The sequence below is a fragment of the Dyadobacter frigoris genome, assembly GCF_005280585.1.
GTDB lineage: Bacteria > Bacteroidota > Bacteroidia > Cytophagales > Spirosomataceae > Dyadobacter > Dyadobacter frigoris.
The window spans coordinates 38,466-57,759 of the sequence record NZ_SZVO01000004.1; the positions used below are offsets into that span (position 1 = coordinate 38,466).

Consider the following 19,294-nt stretch of genomic DNA (forward strand, 5'->3'; position numbering starts at 1 on the left):
TGTATTTGGGTAAGGCGCATGTTGCTTACACAAATCGAAAGCTTATGAATTCAGAAGAGGCAAAACTACTCCTGCAACGCTACCGGATGGGGCTTTGCTCTGACTCCGAAAAAAAGGCCGTTGAAGCCTGGTTCGATACTTTGGCTAGTCAGCAGGAGGTCAACTGGACTGAGCTGGAAAAAATGCAGTTTGGCGACTCTTTGAGAAGTAATGTGATGAAGGCAGTGCGCCAGGATGCGCCAGTCGTTTCGGCAGGTAAAAATAAAGTGTTTCCCTTTCTGCGTTATGCTTCCGCCGCGATCATTCTCTTTACTATTGGATTAGGCGCCTATTTCCTGGTGCTGCAAAAACGGGAACCCAGTGCGGTCAGCGTGAAGATGCAACCCGATAAGGAGGATATTGCGCCGGGCAGGGACGGAGCGATACTGACACTTGCGGATGGCAGGCAGATTTTGCTGGATAGCGCCGGTAATGGGAATCTTGCCATGGAAGGTTCCACAGTTATACGTAATAACAATGGGCAGATTCAATATGATGGGCAAGGAGCGCTAGCCTCAGAGAATTTGTACAATACGATGACCACACCGAAAGGACGGCAATATGCTTTGATACTGTCTGACGGTACCCGGGTGTGGCTTAACGCGGGGTCATCCATTACCTATCCCACCGTGTTTAAAAAGAACGACCGGCGGGTGACGATTACCGGAGAGGCATATCTGGAGGTTGCCCACCTGCCCGATGTTACACAGAACGCTTCTGAGCGCAACATTCCTTTCACGGTCCTGGTAGGCGATCTGGAAATAAAGGTTCTGGGGACCCGGTTTAATATTAATGCCTATCCCGATGAAGCATCTATAAAAACCACGCTGTTGGAAGGTTCGGTTCAATTGATGAAAAATGGCAAAACCAGCTTGCTCAGCCCGGGGCAGCAAGCCATAATTAGTGGCAATAGTACGATGAAGGTTTATTCGGGTGCGAATCTGGACGAGGCGTTAGCCTGGCGAAACGGCCTTTTTACATTTGATGATGCCGATATTGAGACGGTCATGCGTCAGCTGGCCAGGTGGTATGATATGGAGGTGTATTTTGAGGGGGAGATACCAACGGAAACTTTTTGGGGAGATTTGCAGAGAAATGCCAATTTGTCGAGTGTACTTAAAGTCCTTGAAAAATCCGGTGTAAAGTTCACAATTGACGGCAAAAAAGTTAGAGTCTTACAGGTTTTGCCGCCGCCAAGATAAGAGATACAATAGTAAATAGCCAAGATTTTGCAGAAACAAAAACCGCTTCGTGGTCGAAGACGAAGCGGCGGAATTTCGGGTCTGCATTATAAATACAATCGTTCAAAACTGTTTTATTCAATTTAACCCAAACGCAAAGTTATGTATTTAACTTTTAAAACCATTTGTAATCCACCCGGAATATCCGGGTGGAAAGTAAAGACCCTGTCCCGGATTATGAAGATTACGGCGATTTTTATCCTGATGATCTGCCTGCGCGTGAGTGCGGGCACTTATGGTCAAACTGTCTCTTATGCCGGGAACAATATCACCCTGCAAACCTTTTTTACTACCATTAAAAAACAGACGGGTTACACGGTATTCTGCAATTCGAGCATACTTAAAAGAGCGGAAAGAGTGTCTGTTAATGCGGAAAATGCATCTTTGGAAGAAGTGCTGGCAAAAGTGCTGCACAAGCAGGGGCTGGTCTTTACCATTGAGGAAAAGATGATCGTAGTTTCCCGGGGATCTGCTCCTGACCATGAGGATAAGGTAATTCCGCCGCCTGTAAATATCAGGGGCAAGGTTACCGATGAAAATGGATACGGACTTCCCGGCGTTAGTATTTTGGTCAAAGGTACGCAGCGAGGCACAACCAGCAACGCGGATGGAACCTTTAAGCTAGACGTGGAAAGTGAAAATACCCGTTTGATATTTTCATTTGTAGGCTACCAGTCACAGGAAGTGCTTATCGGCAGAAAAACGGATTTGAGTATCTCAATGAAGACCGATGATAAGTCCTTTGACGAAGTGGTAGTGGTAGGTTATGGAACCACCAGAAAGAAAGACCTTACAGGATCGGTTATTTCAATAAAGTCGGATGAGCTGGTGAAATCTAATCCGGTAACCCTGGAACAGGGTATTCAGGGGAAAGCAGCCGGTGTTTTTGTAACACAGACCGACGGAGCGCCAGGCGCAGGCATGAGTATTCAAATTCGTGGCGCAAGCTCATTTATGGGTGGAACCGAACCATTGTATGTGGTGGACGGGGTACCGCTGGTAGACGACAACGCGAGCGCTACGCCTAAGTCCGGTTCTTCTTTCGATCAGCAGAAAACCAATATGCTTTCATTCCTCAATACGAGTGATATCGAATCCATTGAAATATTAAAGGATGCTTCTTCGACTGCCATCTACGGATCAAGAGGAGCAAACGGGGTTGTGCTGATTACAACTAAAAAAGGAGGGAAAGGAAAGGACCGGATTGAGCTGAATCTGGTGACAAGTCTTTCGCAGATCTCTAAAAAATATGATATGCTCGATGCAGAGCAATTTGCAACTTATCAGAACGAGGCTTACCTGAATTCAGACACGTATCTGGGAACGACTTATGGTAAAGACAAGACTATTCCTTATCCCGGCCGCTTTGACCTGGTTCAGAACAGTTACCTGAAAGCACCGGCCGATTTCCGTGGACGCTCAACCGACTGGCAGGATGCCATTTATCGTACAGCACTGAAACAGGATTATACGCTAAATTTTTCAGGGGGATCGGGGGGTAATACTTACCTGATCGGTGGAAACCTCATCGATCAGAACGGGATTATTAGTAATTCGAAATTCAAACGTTACAGCCTCAGAGTGAACATCAACAGGCAGGTGAAAAACTGGCTTCAGGCAGGTGCAACGCTGAACTATTCAAATACAATCAATAAAATGGTTTCGACTGGTGCGAGTATTGTCGGGCCGGAGGGCGGTGTGGTTAAATCTGCGATGACTTTTCACCCAACCATCCCCATGCGCGATACACTGACAGATCAGTTCTCGCAACTTTACATTACGTCAAATCCCTATCAGTATGTTAAGCAGTCCCTGAATCAGGTGACCGGCTCAAGGCTTACGTCATCGGCGTTTGCAGATGTCACCTTCATGCCCGGATTCAGATTTCGGAGCATATTCGGGTGGAACACCTCTTTTGACAGAAGAGACCAGTATTTTCCTCAGTCGATCAACGAAGGAGCCACAGCCAAGGGCAGAGCCTATGTGTCCGATAATAATTCTCAGAACGTCAGCTCTGAGAGTTATTTTACCTATGATCATAAGTGGGGACAACATGCTGTAAATGCCACTGCGGGAATGTCCTACGGAAGTGGCGTCTGGCAGTACAAGTATATCGGAGTGAGCGGATTTATGAATGATGCGCTGCAGAACAATAACCTGGGAGCAGGCACAATTGTGGATCCACCATCCTCGGCAAAATCCGAGTGGTCGCTTTTGTCGTATTATGGACGTTTAAATTACATTTTTGACGACCGGTATCTTGCCACGATTACCTACCGCCGGGACGGATCCAGCAAGTTTGCAAAAAACAACAAATGGGCAGGATTCCTTTCAGGCGCATTTGCATGGCGGTTCTCACAGGAACAATTCCTAAAAAACAGCCCCTGGCTCAGCAACGGAAAGCTCCGGCTGAGTTACGGACAATCCGGCAACCAGGGAATCGGATCCTATGGCTCGCTCTCGCATATTTCTGCTGCCAATTATCCTTACGGCGGTGTGTTGACCAACGGCTATCTGGTTACCAGCCTTGGTAATGACAATTTGAAGTGGGAAACAACCGCGCAGGTTGACGGTGGTCTGGATCTTGGTTTTTTCAAAGACAGATTATCCTTTGTTTTTGATTATTATTACAAACGTACCCATGATCTACTACAAAATGTAACGCTTCCTTCGAGCACAGGATACACCACCCAGGTCAGGAATATCGGTGAAATTGAAAACAGGGGTTTCGAAGCAACGGTAAATGCACGGCTTGTTGACCGTAAGGATTTCACCATAGGCGTGAGCGGGAACATTTCCTTCAACAAAAACAAGATTCTTGATCTTGGTGATGTGACCGAACAATGGGCTGCGCAGATCGGTACAGAGCCAATCAACTATAAGCCCTTTGTGCAGCGGGTCGGGCAGCCAATCGGGATTGTGGTCGGCTACCAGGAAGATGGGATCTTTCAAAATGAGGAAGAAGTGGCAGCCAGCGGATTCTTTAAAGGACAGCCGGCGGCGGTGATCAAACGTATGCCTGGTGAAATCCGGTATAAAGATCTGAACGGCGATCAGGTTATAGATGATAAAGACCGTACTGTGATCGGAAATGTAAATCCGGATTTCTATTACGGTTTTTCAACCAATGTCACTTACAAAAGATTTGACATGAGTGTCTTTTTTCAGGGTGTTCAGGGTGGGCAAATTATCAATACGCTTCGGTACGTGACAGACAATTTGGGGGACTTCTCAAATACCACCCAGCAGGCTTATGATAACCGCTGGACCGGCCCTGGTTCAACAGGGGTAAATCCCAAGGCGATTCTGAATTCTTTCAGGGATCTCAAATTCTCCGACCGTTTCGTAGAAAATGGGTCTTATCTAAGAATAAAAAATATCAATATGGGCTATAACTTCAATTTTAAAAGTAAGAAAATCGTACAGGCCATCAGGTTGTATACCAGTATCAATAACGTGCTGACATTTACCAAATACAGCGGTTATGATCCCGAAGTGAACGCTTACGGGCAGGATCCTTCGCGCCGGGGCATCGATCTGGGTAACTATCCAAATTCCAGGACCTTCTCTCTGGGTGTCAACTGTACATTTTAATTCCAAAACCTATTGCTGAACATGAAGACTATAAAATATTTACTTATACTGCTTACGCTCGCCAGCGCATTATGGGGCTGTAAAAACGAGCTTGAAGAAAAGGTCTACGACTTTTATTCACCCAATAACCTTTACAAAACCCAGGAGGACGCTGAATCGGCTATTACGGGCATGTACGGATATCTACATTCCTGGAATTTCTTTAAAGCTCCTTATCTTTTTGGTGAAGATGTAGACCACGATCATGTGGTAGGGCCGCAGTGGATCATGAGTGACATGGGGGCCGGAAATTTTAACAATTACTGGGGTACATCCGCTTTATGGGTGGGCTGGTATAGTCTGGTTTCCCAGTCAAATATTACACTGGAAAAGGTGCCGGGAATTAAAATGGCGTCGGATTCGGTGAAAAACCGTATTTTAGGAGAAGCTTATTTTTTCAGAGCCTGGTCATATTATAACCTGACACGCCTTTGGGGGCCTGTTCCTTTACGCCTTGAAAACGTTTCCAGTGGTGCTCCGATTGACCTCGCACGTGCTCCGGTTACCGAAGTGTACAATCAGGTGATCGCCGATTTACAGAAAGCCGAACAGCTTCTTCCGCTACGCTTCAGTCCCAATGCAGGTGCTGCCGGAAAGGTGAACCGGGGAGCAGCAAAAACACTTCTTGCTAAAACCTACGCAACGATGGCATCCTCGGCATTGAATGCAGAACAATTGACGGTGCGTGGAAAAACCTACACCAAGGATGTCGTAAAGGGCTATGAAAGCCTAGACAGTAAAGCGTTATATACAAAGGCAAGAGATAAGGCGCTGGAGGTGATACAAGGAGGAGAATTCAACCTGATGCCGACTTTCATGCAGGTATGGGGACGGGCCAACAAGAATAATCCGGAAATGATCTGGGAATTGCAGACACAGGATAACGATACCTACGGAACCCTTCTTCAGTATTATTACTCGGCGCCCTGGTATGGCGGGACATCGTATCAGTGGATGTCCGCCAAATTGTATGACAGTTACACAGCCAAAGATACAAGGGCTGTGGATGGCGTTTTTCACCAATACTATATGTACGGAGCCTGGATGCTTTACCCGGAGCGAGATACAACGCTTTACAAATCTGTTTCAGGAGGCTTTACCGCCAAATTTTATCCGGCCTACTCGCACCCGTTTACAAAAAAGTACTGGCTTGGTGCATCCACCGAAATTGGTGCCACTGGAACGACGGTGCGGGCCGGAAACAGGGACTGCGATTTTCCACTGCTTCGCTATGCTGACCTTCTGTTGATTTATGCAGAAGCGGAAAACGAGATCAACGGGCCCACACAGGCCGCCTATGCGCAGCTGAATAAAATCAGGGAGCGGAGCAAGCTGGCTGCCGCTTCGGGGCTCAATAAACAGGAGTTTCGGTCGCTGGTTTTTGAGGAGCGGGGCAAGGAGCTTTATCAGGAAGTTAACCGTCGCCATGACCTGATCAGGTGGGGTGTATATCTTCAGGTAATGAACGATCTGGGAACCGACGAAAACGTGATCAAAACCCGTTCTGATAAAAATCTGCTGTTTCCGATTCCCCAGGATGAGATCAATTCCAATAAATTGATTGGTGTCAACAACCCTGGCTGGTAGGTGCTAATGAAGAAGTATTTCTATTTGTTGAAATTTGTTTTGCTTGCACCTGCTGCGCTGCTGATCAGCGCAGCAGGCGCGAAGAAGCCGGTTGAGCACCCCATAGCCAAAGGTACTTTTATCCAGAATAGCCTCGTTGCCGGCTGGGACGATGTCACCTGGCAGAAAGAACTGGGTGCGTTGAAGGAAGTAGGAATGGAATACCTGATCATTGCGCCCGTTGCAGAAGCGGGAGGATCCGGTATTTATCAGGCGGTTTATCCTTCAAAACTGGCAGGGATTACCAGTAAGTCCGGGTCCGACATTGTTGAGAATTGCCTTAGAAATGCGAAGAAGGCAGGATTTAAGGTTTTTATCGGGCTGAATATGCATGAAAAATGGTGGACTAATTTCTCGCATGAATGGCTGGAAAAACAGATGCTTATTGGAAATGACGTCGCTACGGAAGTTTATAAAAACTATGGGCCGAGGTACGCAGGTACGTTTTATGGATGGTACTGGGTTTGGGAAATTGATAATCTCAGATTCAATACGCCGGCGCAAATGGATATGCTGACCCATGCGCTGAACGTAAATCTTGACCATCTGCACATGCTCTCACCCGGGATGCCCTTTATGTTCTGTCCTTTTATGAATTACAGGGTGGGCACAGCGGCACAGTACCGACAGTTTTGGGAATATGTTTTCGCGCAAACTCATCTTAATCCCGGCGATATTTTCGCTCCTCAGGATTGTATCGGTGCGGGTGGTTTGGAAATGGACCAGCTCGATGACTGGTTCGCTAACCTTGCTCAAGCTGTAAAAACCAAACCCGGGCTGCTGTTCTGGTCAGATGCTGAAACCTTTGAGCAAAGATTCTGGACCAGCGCGCCTTTAAACCGCTTTGTAGAACAGTTACGCATTGCAGAGCCGTATGTAAGCACGATTATATCCTTTGCATACAGCCATTATTACAGTCCTGTCACCGTGCGAAAAGGTTTTCATGAAGCTTATAAAGCGTATGTGGATACCGGTAAACTACCGGGGCCATCTGCTGTTGCCCCCGGCAAAAACCTCGAAATTGGTTGGAACAAGGATGGAAAGGTGACTTTAAAATGGCAGGCTTCCAAAGATACCAGTCGCATTGCCGGATACTATTTGTTTCGGAATGATATTCTGATCGGCAACATTCAGGGGCGGAGAAAGGGACTTCCGCAAACGGCGCTTGATACGACAACGCATCAAAAGGGACTATATGCCTATTCGCTCAAACCTTATGACTTCTCTGGAAATATTTACCCGGGAGCATTGGGCTCGATTGAGAAGAAATAGAAACCAGCATTTCGGAGATCAGCATTTTATAACATGTTTTGCCTTTGTTTATGAATTTGTTAAAAGAAACAAAATATAGAAAAGCGTTGGCTTTTTCAACGATCCTTAGCCTGCTTCTTACGATTGGGGCATGGGGACAGCTTACGCAGCCTAAAAACGTAAAGGCTGATTATTTTACCATTTCAAAAGAAAATTTAAAGGATAAAATCAAAGGTGGCTGGGCAGGACAAACGATTGGTGTCACCTTTGGCTGGCCCACCGAGTTTGTCTACCAGGGGACTTTCATACAGGATTATCAGCCTATCAAATGGCATCCGGACTATGTAACGGAGGCCATGCGCGTTTTCCCGGGCTTGTTCGATGATATTTATATGGATCTGACATTCATGGAGGTTTTCGAGCGTAATGGACTTTCAGCGCCAGCGGATTCTTTTGCCCAGGCTTACGCCCATCGCGGTTATGAGTTGTGGCATGCCAATCAGGCGGGGCGATACAACGTTTTGCAAGGTATTCCTGCTTCGAAATCCGGACATTGGCTCAATAATCCTCATGCGGATGATATTGATTTTCAGATTGAATCCGATTTTGCCGGACTGATGAGCCCGGCTATGCCCAATGCTTCGTCCGAAATTTGCGACCGCGTAGGCCACATTATGAACTATGGGGATGGCTGGTATGGTGGTGTTTTTATTTCGAACATGTATGCCAACGCCTTTAAAAGTAATGACATAAGTTATATTGTCAACGAATCTTTGAAAGCCATACCCGCCCGTAGCCAGTTTTATAAATGTATAGCCGATGTGATTCAGTGGCATAAAAAGTATCCGCAGGGCTGGAAGCAGACCTGGTTTGAGATCCAGAGAAAGTGGTCGCAGGAAGTAGGTTGTCCGGATGGGGTTTTTCATCCGCTGGATATTGATGCCAAACTGAATGCTGCCTACGTAGTGCTGGGACTGTTGTATGGCGCTGGCGATTTTACCCGGACGATGCAGATATCTACCCGTGCCGGACAGGATTCGGATTGCAATCCATCAAGTGCCGGAGGTATTTTGGGTACGATGATCGGCTATAGCAAAATTCCTGCCTACTGGCTCGAGCCCGTCAGGAAGGCGGAAAATGACCATTTTAGTTTTACGAACCTGTCTTTGCATAAGGTGTACGAGCTGGGTCTGAAACATGCGCTCGAAAACGTGCAAAGACACGGAGGCCGGGTGAACGGGGATATGGTAGAGATCGTATCCGAGCCGGTAAAGCCGGTTTTATTCGAAGAGAGTTTTCCTCAGCATTATCCAAAGCAGCGCGTGCCGTTAAGCCAGGTAAGCCATACAGGGATCAAATTTACAGTGGAAGGTGTAGGGTTTGTGCTGCGCGGGCATTCGCGCAAAACCTCATTGCAGCAACCTGATGCGGTGGTCAGAGCCGCGCTGTGGATCGATGGGGCAAAAATTGAAGAGATAAATCTGCCCACTGCTTATAGTCAGCGAAGAACCGAATTGTGCTGGCGGTATCAGCTGCCGCCAGGTAAGCACCAGGTTGAAGTAAAGGTTTTAAATCCCGATCCTGGTTATGAACTGGTCTCGGTAGATTATCTCGAATATGCAGACAGGCCAGTAAGCACTAAGTTTGATTAAAAACATTTGTTCACTTAAGAATTCAAAATCAATAATTTTATGAAAAATATAAAAAAAACGGTCTGCGCAGCATTGGGCATTCTTGCTTTGCTGACATGGTCTTGTAAGGATAAAGACCAAACTCCGATTGCTCCTACGCCCGTCACTACCAAAGTGATCGCACATCGTGGTGCATGGCTCAGGACTGGTGCTCCCCAGAATTCGCTGGCCTCGCTGAATGCGGCCATAAAATTGGGTGTTTACGCAAGCGAATTTGATGTGCAAATGTCCGCAGACTCCGTTTTATTTGTGAGCGCCGCTGATTCCATAACCCTGGGCAGTAAGGATCCCAAAGGAAATAAAATGTTGATTGAACAGGCACCTTTCGATTCACTGGCAAAAATAAAGTTATCGAATTCAGAATTGTTGCCTACCATTGAAACCTACCTGGGTGCAGGCAAAGTGCAGGCCACTACGAGGCTGATCCTTAAAATAAAACCTTCCAGGGTTAGCAAGCAACGTTCGTTACAATTAGCCAGGAAAGCGGTTTCTGCCGTACAGGCGCAGGGGTTACAGACCATTGCAGATTATAGCAGCCTTGATTATGACGTTTGCAAGCTGATCAGACAGCTTGTGCCTGCTGCAAAAGTATCCTACGTAGGTTCGGATAAAACCCCTGAGCAGATACAGGCTGACAAAATCAGTGAAGTCGACTATATTGCAGACACGTATGTAAACGACATTGATCTTGTCAAAAGGGCTCAGGGTCTGAAACTGACAACCAATGTCTGGCTTGTGAACAGTCAGAATTTAATGGATTACCTCATTTGGAAAAAACTGGATTATATTACAACCGATGAGCCGGAACTACTGCTTAAAATAATAAAAAAATAACCTTTAATACTGAACCGTGGTGAATAAAACACGAACAATTTTATGGCTATGCATAGCAGGGGTAATTTCTTTTGCTTTTGTAGTTCCGCTCAAATCTTCAGTCTTGCCTTTAAAGGGGGGCTTCAATGAAAAAACACTTGAATCCGGCTATAAAAGCGATTCCATTGTGCGTCCCGATTCAAGTCGTTTTACTTATTCGTCTCTGGTTTCAGGGCTCGACGAACCGATGGAGATGGCCATCCTTCCCAGTTATGACGTAGTTGTGGCGGAAAGAAAGGGAGCTGTTCGTTATTACAGCCAAAGTTCAAAGCAGCTGAAAACCATTGCACATTTTAATGTTTTCAGCGGAATTGAGGACGGACTTTTAGGCGTGGCCGCTGATCCGCAATTCAGTATTAATCACTGGATCTACTTTTATTATGGCCTGGCCGGTGAGAAATCGGTAAGTCAGCTGGCGCGGTTTGAAATGGATGGGGAGAAGCTCATTGAATCTTCCAGAAAGGTGCTTCTGGAAGTGCCAACCCAGCGGAAATACTGTTGCCATTCCGCTGGTTATCTTACTTTTGACTCAAAAGGATTGCTCTATCTGTCGATTGGAGACAACACCAACGCTGAGGAAATCGAGGGTCACAATCCGACAGACGAGAGGCCAGGGCGGGAGTTGTCCGATGATCAGGCGGCTACGGCAAACAGCAACAGTTTTAAAGGTAAAATTTTGAGAATCAAGCCCGAGTCTGATGGTACTTTCAGTATCCCGGATGGGAATCTCTTCCCAAAGGACGGCTCGCAGGGTAAACCCGAAATTTATGTAATGGGCGTTAGAAATCCATTTCGGTTTTCGGTTGATGCAAAAAACAATTACGTATACTGGGGGGATGTGGGGCCGGATACCGAAATTAATGCGAGTGAAGGAAAGCTGAATTATGATGAAATTAATCAGGCTCGTAAACCGGGCTTTTTTGGTTATCCTTATTTTTTAGGTGCTAATGAGGTGTTTCCCAAATATGATTTTGTGACTAAAAAAGAAGGGCCTGGGAAAGATCCGCTTCATCCGTTGAATGAATCGCCGCATAATACCGGTATCAGGGAATTGCCCGCCGCCCAGCCTGCTTTTATCTGGTACGGCAAAGGGCCTTCCAAGCGCTGGCCGCTTGTTGGAAAAGGCGGAGCGAGTGCCATGGCAGGGCCTGTTTATTACAGCGATTTGTTTGCGGATTCGCCTTACAAGTTACCGGATTATTACGATGGTAAATTATTTATCTACGACTGGATCAGGAAATGGATTATGGCCGTAACCCTGGATGTGAACGGGAACTACGTATCGATGGAGCCATTTTTACCTCAGCTGAAGGTAGTAGCACCAATAGATATGCAGATCGCCCCTGACGGAGCCATTTACCTTCTGGCTTACGGAACCAACTGGTTTGCCCGTAATACGGATTCGGGTATTATACGCGTGGAGTATGCTGAAGGAAACCGCAACCCGATCGCGTCTTTGAAAATCAGTAAACTTGTTGGTGCCGCTCCCCTCAGCGTTAGCTTGTCCGCCGGTGAATCCAAAGATTATGATCCCGGTGATAAGCTCACATACGAATGGAGTATTGGGAGTAAAAAGATCAAAGGTGAGCGAATTGGGCATGTATTTACCAGACCCGGAATATACAACGTGGTGCTTACCGTAACGGATCAGCTGGGAGGAAAGGGCTCTGCGACCACGCAGGTGAAGGTGGGTAACACGCCTCCGGAGGTGAAGATTCAGACCGCTGCGAACAGGAGTTTTTATTGGGATAATCAAAAGCTGGACTACCAGATTCAAATTAAAGACCGGGAAGATAAAGTAGCTGACGCCAAAAGAACAAAGGCCAGTTTTCATTATCTTCCCTTTGGAAAGGATTTGGCAAGTGTTATGTCGTCGTCCGAAAATGTTCAGTTTGGGCAGACCGAAAAACTGGTCGCTTCCCTTGACTGCAAGGCCTGCCATACGGTCGCGACCAAATCCATCGGACCAGCTTTTAAAGCGATTTCCATGCGCTACAAAGGTAAAAAGGATGCGGCTGATCCGTTGAGTGAGAAAATAATCAAAGGTGGCAGCGGCAACTGGGGAACATACCCGATGCCGCCTCATCAGGATCTGGCCATTGCAGATGCCCGGCAGATTTCAGAATACATTCTCTCGCTGGCAGAAGAGCAAGTCAATATTCCTTTAAAAGGACAGTTTTATCTTACAGACCACATAGGGAAAGGAGATGCTGGAGCTTATGTTCTCCTGGGTTCGTATATCGACAAGGGTGCAAACGGGATTGAACCTTTGCAGGCGAGTGACCAAATCGTCCTCAGAAGTCCCGTTATCCAGATGGAAGATTATGACGAAGGTAATGTAGGCGTAACGATTGCCACCCAAAATACTGGGTTTGTTTCCTATATCAGCAACATTACGAACGGGAAATTTGTCCGCTTCAATCAGATTGACCTGAACGGTATCGGTCAAATCGACTTCCGTGTGCAGCGTGAGGGCCAGGGCGGGACGATTGAAGTGAGGCTGGATAATCCGCAGGGACCTGTGGTCGGATCGGTGGAAGTAGAAGCCGGAAAAGTAAAAGATCCTAAAAGCGAATGGGAACAGCGGATCGCTATATTATCACCAGAAAAGGGTATGCATGATCTGTATATTGTTTTCAAAAATCCAACATCCCAGTGGGGGTTATTCCATGTGGACCTTATGAAATTTCAAAAATAAATGAATGTAATTGAATCGTAAATAATGAACAGACGCCATTTTATACAGCAGACCGCCCTTTTGTCGGCGGCAGGGTTGCTTGTGCCAGAAAGTAGTTTTGCGGCAGAATTTTCGGACACCGGAAAACGGGTGGGAATTATCGGTCTGGATACGGGACACAGTGAGGTTTTTACCAAAATGATCAACACCGGAGGGGCTGACATGAAGGGTTACAAGGTGATAGCCGCTTACCCGCACGGCAGTAAGGACATTGAATCTGCCCTTAAAATGAAGCCCGACATCATAAAGGCCGTGCAGGCAATGGGCGTTGAGCTGGTAGGTTCCATTGAAGAACTTCTCGACAAAGTGGATGTAATTTTGCTGGAATCCAACGATGGCCGTGTGCATCCTGAGCAAGCACTGAAGGTTTTCAAAGCGGGTAAAAAGGTCTTTATCGATAAACCTGTTGCCAGTTCCCTGGCTGATGCGCAGGCGATCTTTAAGGCCGCCGAAAAATACAATACGCCGGTTTTTTCTTCCTCGGCGTTGCGATTTGACGCCAACGTGCAGAAAGTAGTATTGGGTTCGATAGGATCGGTGACAGGTGCAGATGTTTATACGCCGGGTGATATGGATAAAAACCACCTGGATCTGGCCTGGTACGCGATTCATGGAATAGAAATGCTTTTCACTGTGATGGGTACGGGCTGCAGGACAGTAACCAGAACCCATACAGAGGGTACCGACCTGATCGTGGGTGTCTGGAACGACGGCCGCATCGGTACGGTCAGAGCCATACGTAAAGGAGCATCCAATATCGCCGGAGTTGCTTTTGGCGAAAAGGGAATCGGTCAGCTCGGGCCATTTTCGAGTTATGAGCCTCTGGTAGAAAAAATTATCACATTTTTTGAAACGGGAAATCCTCCTGTATCTCCCGCGGAGACCTTAGAGTATGTTTTGAATTGTATTAAACTAATAATGAGAGCCAGTCGTTAAACTTGTTGAATCTCACCTCAAACAAGTTTTATGAAAACGAATTTCACAGAAATGACTGACTCCCAATGGCAATTTGTAGAAAAAATAATTGACAACAAAAGGGCAAGGCAACATTCTTTAAGAACCATTGTAAACTCTATTTTTTGGCTTGTTGAAACCGGAGCTCAATGGCGTAATATGGAAAGTAAATACCCTGCCTGGCAGACAGTTTACTATCATTTTCGGCAGTTCAAACTTCGTGGAATCTGGACTCAATTACTTGAAAGTATAGCTATTAAAGAACGAGAAAGACAGGAAAAAGACCAAACCCCAAGCCTACTAGCAATTGATAGTCAAAGTGTTAAGAAAATGCAGTTTATTAATTTAGATTCTGGTATTGACGGCAATAAAAAGATTAATGGACGTAAAAGAACTATCCTTGTTGATACAATCGGAATTCCATGGTCAATCAAGGTTACATCTGCTAATATCTCTGATAATCAGGCAGGTATCCAAGCACTTGAACAACTGAAAGGAAAGGTGCCGCGTTTGCAAAAGATTACTGCTGATAACGGTTATAAAACTACATTTGTTGAACACATAAAAAATAACTTCGAATGGGAAGTAGAAATTGCACAAAAACCAGAATCTGCACAAGGGTTTGTCCCACAAAAGAATCGATGGCAAGTCGAAAGGTCATTTGGGTGGCTCAATTTTAAGCGTAGACTCTTCAGAGATGTTGAAAAAACGATAGAATCTTCTGAATCGATTCTTGAAATTGCTTATTTATCAATCTTTTTGAACAGAATCACAAAAGAAGTTTCCAAAACATAATCTTAGAGATCTTTAAATTTATTAATGCCGCCCAGGAAAGTAAAAAGCGCAAGGGTGCTGTGGTTGAAATGGCTTACTGATCTGTGGCAGTGAGGAACTAGACTTGCCGAATAAAACAAACGCCGTATTAAATGTAACAGACGAATTAATTGCAAAAATAAGTATACATAAAATTATTAATTTTGTATACATAAATAATTGCTATTATATTTGCTTCTGTACTTTAATTCAAAACCGGCGTTTGAAAAATCTTAAATTACCTCTGTATCGTTGGCTTGGCTCATTGGGCCCGGGCATCATCACAGCTGCTCTGGTATTTGGTCCGAGCAAACTGACCATCACCTCGAAACTGGGTGCCTTATATGGGTATTCCTTATTGTGGATCGTGGTGGTGGCTATCTTTTTTATGGCCATTTTTACATCGATGGCTACCCGCATTGGTGTTGCTACCGAGCAGTCGTTACTTGGTTCGGTAAAACAAAAATGGGGTAAGTGGGCCTCTTTGTTAATGGGCGGTGGCGTTTTCCTGGTAACCACTTCTTTTCAGGCTGGGAATTCCATCGGAGTTGGTATAGCTATCGGTGAATTATACCATACATCTGCTGTGCCCTGGATTATCGTCTTTAATCTAATTGGGATAAGCCTTCTCTTTTTCAGAAGCTTCTATCCGGTTTTGGAAAAGATCATGATTGCCTTGATTTTTATCATGTTAATTTCCTTTGTAACCACATTTTTCTGGGCCAAGCCGGATTTCTCCCAAATTGCCAAAGGTTTTACCACTCCGGCAATCCCTGAAGGCTCTCAGCTTCTGATTATTGCATTTGTGGCGTCATGTTTTTCAATTGTAGGGGCATTGTATCAGTCGTACCTTATCCAGGAGCGTATCCGTATTCGCCCCGAAATCAAAAACGAGAAAACAGACAGCGTCACAGGTATTGTGCTTTTGGGCGTGATGTGTAGTATTGTTATCATTTGCGCGGCTGCGATTTTGCATCCAAAGGGTATCTCTGTCAATTCGGCGACGGATATGGCCAAAGCGCTCGAACCCATTTTTGGGAGCGGTGCGTCAACGCTTTTTCTAATCGGGTTGTTTGGTGCTGCATTCTCATCTCTTATTGGTAATGCTTCGGTGGGCGGCACATTACTGGGAGACGCTCTGGGCTATGGCAGTTCATTCAATGTCAAGGCGGTTCGCTTCCTGGTGGCGACCGTGATGATCGTCGGTGCTTCTATCGCAATTAAGTTTGGAAAACTTCCTCTCGAACTGATCGTCTTTGCTCAGAGTGTCACCATTTTTATCGTTCCTTTTATTGGTACGGCACTATATTTTGTTGCCAATGATGCAAAAATCATGGGCGTCAGAGTGAACGGTATTTTCGTTAAAATTTTCGCCGGAATCGGCCTGCTCCTGATTTTCGTCCTTGCCCTTGTCAATTTTAAAGAACTATTTTTTAATAATCCCCTTTTCAAATAACATGATATCGCAGATCTTATTGGAAGAAAAGTACCTTAAACCATCCGAAGCCCTTGTCAGTGACCTCGCGAAATTAGAAGGCGATATTCTGATCCTTGGTGCTGGTGGGAAAATAGGACCAAGTATTGCAAAGCTAACAAAGCTGGCCGTCACCAAAGCCGGGCTGGACAAAAGGGTGATCGGTGTATCCAGATTTACCGAAGAAGGCCTGGCCGAGCAACTTCGGAGTGCAGGTATTGAAACAATATCGGCCGATATTATGAACGACAGGGAGCTCCAGGCTTTGCCCGATGTAAAAAATGTTCTCTACCTGGTCGGGACCAAATTTGGTACGTCTAATAATGAGCCCAACACCTGGGCGATGAATGCCTATTTACCTGGAAGGGTTGCGGAAAAATTTAAGCATTCCCGGATCGTGGTCTATTCCACGGGTAATGTGTATCCTTTTTCTTCGTTGGTTTCCGGGGGAGCTACGGAGGATATTGCTCCGGGGCCAGTCGGTGAATATGGGCAATCATGCCTCGGAAGAGAGCGGATATTCCAGTATTTTTCCGCACTGCATAATACACCGCTGCTGATCTACAGGCTGAACTACGCCATTGATTTCCGGTATGGTGTGTTATTGGAAGTAGCGAAATCAGTTTTGGACAACAAGCCGATCGACCTCAGTACCGGGCATGTGAATGTGATCTGGCAGGGTGATGCCAACGAGATAGCTATTCGCTCGCTGCTGCATTGCGAAGCTCCCTCAAAACTTCTGAATGTAACAGGGCCGGAAACTGTGTCACTTCGCTGGCTGGCCAATGAATTTGGGAAATTATTGGGTAAAACACCCGAATTTGTGAACGATGAGCAATCTTCGGCATTGCTAAGTAACGCTGCGGAATCATTCCGACTTTTCGGATATCCGAAGGTAACCCTCAGAGAGATGATCGAAATTACAGCTCTTTGGCTTTTGGGTGGCGGAGAGACAATTAATAAACCGACGCATTTTCAGGAACGGAAAGGACAATTTTAATGATGAAAAATAATTTGTTAAAAACTGATATCCAGTCTTTTTTACAGAAGGGGACGGTTATTCCAGCTCACCCACTGGCGTTAAACGCAGATCTTAAATTTGACGAGAACCGGCATCGTGCATTGACCCGATATTATATAGCGAGTGGTGTTGGCGGTATCGCCATTGGTGTTCACACCACCCAGTTTGAGATACGTGATCCGGATGTGAATCTTTATGAAACCGTACTGCGTGTGACGGCTGATGAAATAGGTGAAGCTGATATGCCAGGAGCTTTTATCAAGGTTGCAGGGGTTTGCGGGCTGACAACCCAGGCCGTAAATGAAGCCACGCTTGCGCGCAAATATGGTTACGATCTTGGGTTGGTGAGTATGGCTGCTTTAAACCACCTTTCCGAGGAGCAGGTTATCGAACACATCCGTATCGTCTCAGAGACTATTCCGGTTTTCGGGTTTTATCTGCAGACAGCGATAGGAGGGCGAAAATTCAGTTTTGATTTCTGGAAACAATTTGCAGAAATACCTTATGTTATGGCTATTAAAATTGCTTCCTTTAATCGCTATCAGACGCTGGATGTCGTCCGTGCAGTTTGTTCTTCCGGCAGAAGAAACGAGATAGCACTCTATACCGGCAACGATGATAACATCGTGGCTGATTTGCTTACGCCCTATCGCTTCATGGTGGATGGAAATTGGATTGAAAAAAGATTTGTCGGAGGATTGTTAGGCCATTGGGCGGTGTGGACCAGTAAGGCGGTAGGCCTCTTCGGACAAATTCGGGAGTGTCTTCAAAACGATTACCAAGGTATTGAAGAACTGCTTGCTAAAAACATTGAAGTGACTGACATGAACGCTGCCATATTCGATCCTGGTCATGGATTTCATGGTTGCATTGCCGGCATCCATGAGGTGTTGCGAAGGCAGGGTTTTTTAGAGGGGACATGGTGTCTGAATCCTACTGAGGGGCTATCCGCCGGGCAGGCGGAGGAAATAGACCGGGTGGTTGCCGCCTATCCTGATCTTGTAGATGATAAATTTGCCAGCAGTTTCATGCCGGGCGGAGCAGGCGGGATTCGTCATTTTACATCGTGAAATTTCCCGGAAAATGACTCGATCGGCCATTTGAAAGCATTGATTACACTTTGTTCTGGAACCATCAGGATAATCCTTGTATCGGCTGTGATTCTCCGATATTTTTCGTTTATTTTTATTGCATCAAAATTTCTAACTTTGATGTTTAATAATTATTACGAAAAGAGTTCTATTTAGTTTACATTGATTATGAAAGAAGATTCGCTAGCCAGCAAGGCATATAACGAATTAAGGAGAAAAATTCTTTCCAATCAGCTGGTGTCAGGTTCGAGGTTAAAAGAGGATACATGGGCTCAGAAGATGGAAGTTAGTCGTATCACTGTGAGGGAAGCACTCACGAGGCTAATGGGTGAGGGGCTCATTGTGTTTGGTGAAAAGGGCGGTTTTTTTGTGAAATCTTTAAACGCGGATGATATAAAGGAGATCAGGCAGCTGAGGGAAGTACTGGAACTGGGTGCGCTCAGGCTTGCTTTTCAAAGTATTGACAAAGAGAAGATAAAAAAGCTCGAAGAGATTTGTGATGATTTTTCCGCGATGGTTCGCGGGGGTTATTTTGGCGGCGCTTGCGAGGCCGATGTGAAGTTTCACGAAATGCTTATCGATTGTTCCAAAAATGAAAAATTAAAAGAGCTTTACCGCACAAGCAATATCCCGTTATTTCACCAGAAGCTTGGCCAGACTCAGACGCACATGGATGATTATGAACTAACGGATGCCGAGCACAGGCAAATCGTTGAGGCGCTGAAAAGCAATGACCTCCCCAGCGCAGAAGAAGCTCTTTCCAGGCATTTGATCAGAGGTGAGCACGCTTCGATTAATTTTTGAGCGTGCTTTTGTTTTTTTTCTTGAGTAAGTGGTTGCCCTTATCCCC

At 45.8% G+C, this 19,294-nt stretch carries 13 protein-coding genes; all 13 read left to right on the forward strand.

Annotated elements, in window-relative coordinates; genetic code table 11:
- Positions 1 to 44 precede the first annotated feature (44 nt).
- Complete coding sequence (locus tag FDK13_RS09435) at positions 45 to 1,241, forward strand: FecR family protein (RefSeq protein WP_170982757.1); 1,197 nt, start codon at positions 45 to 47, stop codon at positions 1,239 to 1,241.
- Positions 1,242 to 1,382: 141 nt separating this feature from the next.
- On the forward strand, positions 1,383 to 4,874 hold the full coding sequence (locus FDK13_RS09440) for a TonB-dependent receptor (RefSeq protein WP_137339751.1): 3,492 nt from the start codon (positions 1,383 to 1,385) through the stop codon (positions 4,872 to 4,874).
- A 21-nt stretch (positions 4,875 to 4,895) separates the two neighbouring features.
- A complete protein-coding gene (locus FDK13_RS09445; protein WP_137339752.1) occupies positions 4,896 to 6,500 on the forward strand; it encodes a RagB/SusD family nutrient uptake outer membrane protein in 1,605 nt (534 codons plus the stop codon).
- Positions 6,501 to 6,506: 6 nt separating this feature from the next.
- Positions 6,507 to 7,811: a DUF4434 domain-containing protein gene (locus tag FDK13_RS09450; protein ID WP_137339753.1), complete on the forward strand. Its 1,305-nt coding sequence runs from the start codon at positions 6,507 to 6,509 to the stop codon at positions 7,809 to 7,811.
- A gap of 50 nt (positions 7,812 to 7,861) precedes the next feature.
- On the forward strand, positions 7,862 to 9,442 hold the full coding sequence (locus FDK13_RS09455; protein WP_137339754.1) for an ADP-ribosylglycohydrolase family protein: 1,581 nt from the start codon (positions 7,862 to 7,864) through the stop codon (positions 9,440 to 9,442).
- Between the two features lie 39 nt (positions 9,443 to 9,481).
- Positions 9,482 to 10,315 carry a glycerophosphodiester phosphodiesterase gene (locus tag FDK13_RS09460; protein ID WP_137339755.1) on the forward strand — a complete coding sequence of 278 codons (834 nt, stop codon included), beginning with the start codon at positions 9,482 to 9,484 and terminating at the stop codon, positions 10,313 to 10,315.
- Positions 10,316 to 10,334: 19 nt separating this feature from the next.
- A complete protein-coding gene (locus tag FDK13_RS09465) occupies positions 10,335 to 13,052 on the forward strand; it encodes a PQQ-dependent sugar dehydrogenase (protein ID WP_229215987.1) in 2,718 nt (905 codons plus the stop codon).
- 24 nt (positions 13,053 to 13,076) lie between these two features.
- Entirely contained in the window at positions 13,077 to 14,027 is a 951-nt protein-coding gene (locus tag FDK13_RS09470) for a Gfo/Idh/MocA family protein (protein ID WP_137339756.1), read from the forward strand.
- A gap of 30 nt (positions 14,028 to 14,057) precedes the next feature.
- Positions 14,058 to 14,840, forward strand: a complete 783-nt coding sequence (locus tag FDK13_RS09475) for an IS5 family transposase (protein ID WP_137339757.1) — start codon at positions 14,058 to 14,060, stop codon at positions 14,838 to 14,840.
- 241 nt (positions 14,841 to 15,081) lie between these two features.
- Positions 15,082 to 16,314, forward strand: coding sequence for an Nramp family divalent metal transporter (locus FDK13_RS09480; RefSeq protein ID WP_229215988.1), 1,233 nt, complete (start codon positions 15,082 to 15,084; stop codon positions 16,312 to 16,314).
- Between the two features lies 1 nt (position 16,315).
- The gene (locus tag FDK13_RS09485; protein WP_137339758.1) at positions 16,316 to 17,332 is read left to right on the forward strand and encodes an NAD-dependent epimerase/dehydratase family protein; all 1,017 of its coding nucleotides are present in this window, start codon (positions 16,316 to 16,318) and stop codon (positions 17,330 to 17,332) included.
- On the forward strand, positions 17,332 to 18,423 hold the full coding sequence (locus tag FDK13_RS09490) for a dihydrodipicolinate synthase family protein (RefSeq protein WP_229215989.1): 1,092 nt from the start codon (positions 17,332 to 17,334) through the stop codon (positions 18,421 to 18,423). The genes FDK13_RS09485 and FDK13_RS09490 overlap by 1 nt, the downstream gene beginning before the upstream one ends.
- 189 nt (positions 18,424 to 18,612) lie before the next feature.
- Positions 18,613 to 19,248, forward strand: coding sequence for a GntR family transcriptional regulator (locus FDK13_RS09495; protein WP_137339759.1), 636 nt, complete (start codon positions 18,613 to 18,615; stop codon positions 19,246 to 19,248).
- The last annotated feature ends 46 nt before the right edge of the window (positions 19,249 to 19,294 follow it).

Bases quoted from the DNA above. Each gene is read 5' to 3' on its own strand.
- FDK13_RS09435 (WP_170982757.1), top strand. From the start codon at position 45: ATGAATTCAGAAGAGGCAAAACTACTCCTGCAACGCTACCGGATGGGG.
- FDK13_RS09440 (WP_137339751.1), top strand. From the start codon at position 1,383: ATGTATTTAACTTTTAAAACCATTTGTAATCCACCCGGAATATCCGGG.
- FDK13_RS09445 (WP_137339752.1), top strand. From the start codon at position 4,896: ATGAAGACTATAAAATATTTACTTATACTGCTTACGCTCGCCAGCGCA.
- FDK13_RS09450 (WP_137339753.1), top strand. From the start codon at position 6,507: ATGAAGAAGTATTTCTATTTGTTGAAATTTGTTTTGCTTGCACCTGCT.
- FDK13_RS09455 (WP_137339754.1), top strand. From the start codon at position 7,862: ATGAATTTGTTAAAAGAAACAAAATATAGAAAAGCGTTGGCTTTTTCA.
- FDK13_RS09460 (WP_137339755.1), top strand. From the start codon at position 9,482: ATGAAAAATATAAAAAAAACGGTCTGCGCAGCATTGGGCATTCTTGCT.
- FDK13_RS09470 (WP_137339756.1), top strand. From the start codon at position 13,077: ATGAACAGACGCCATTTTATACAGCAGACCGCCCTTTTGTCGGCGGCA.
- FDK13_RS09475 (WP_137339757.1), top strand. From the start codon at position 14,058: ATGAAAACGAATTTCACAGAAATGACTGACTCCCAATGGCAATTTGTA.
- FDK13_RS09485 (WP_137339758.1), top strand. From the start codon at position 16,316: ATGATATCGCAGATCTTATTGGAAGAAAAGTACCTTAAACCATCCGAA.
- FDK13_RS09490 (WP_229215989.1), top strand. From the start codon at position 17,332: ATGATGAAAAATAATTTGTTAAAAACTGATATCCAGTCTTTTTTACAG.
- FDK13_RS09495 (WP_137339759.1), top strand. From the start codon at position 18,613: ATGAAAGAAGATTCGCTAGCCAGCAAGGCATATAACGAATTAAGGAGA.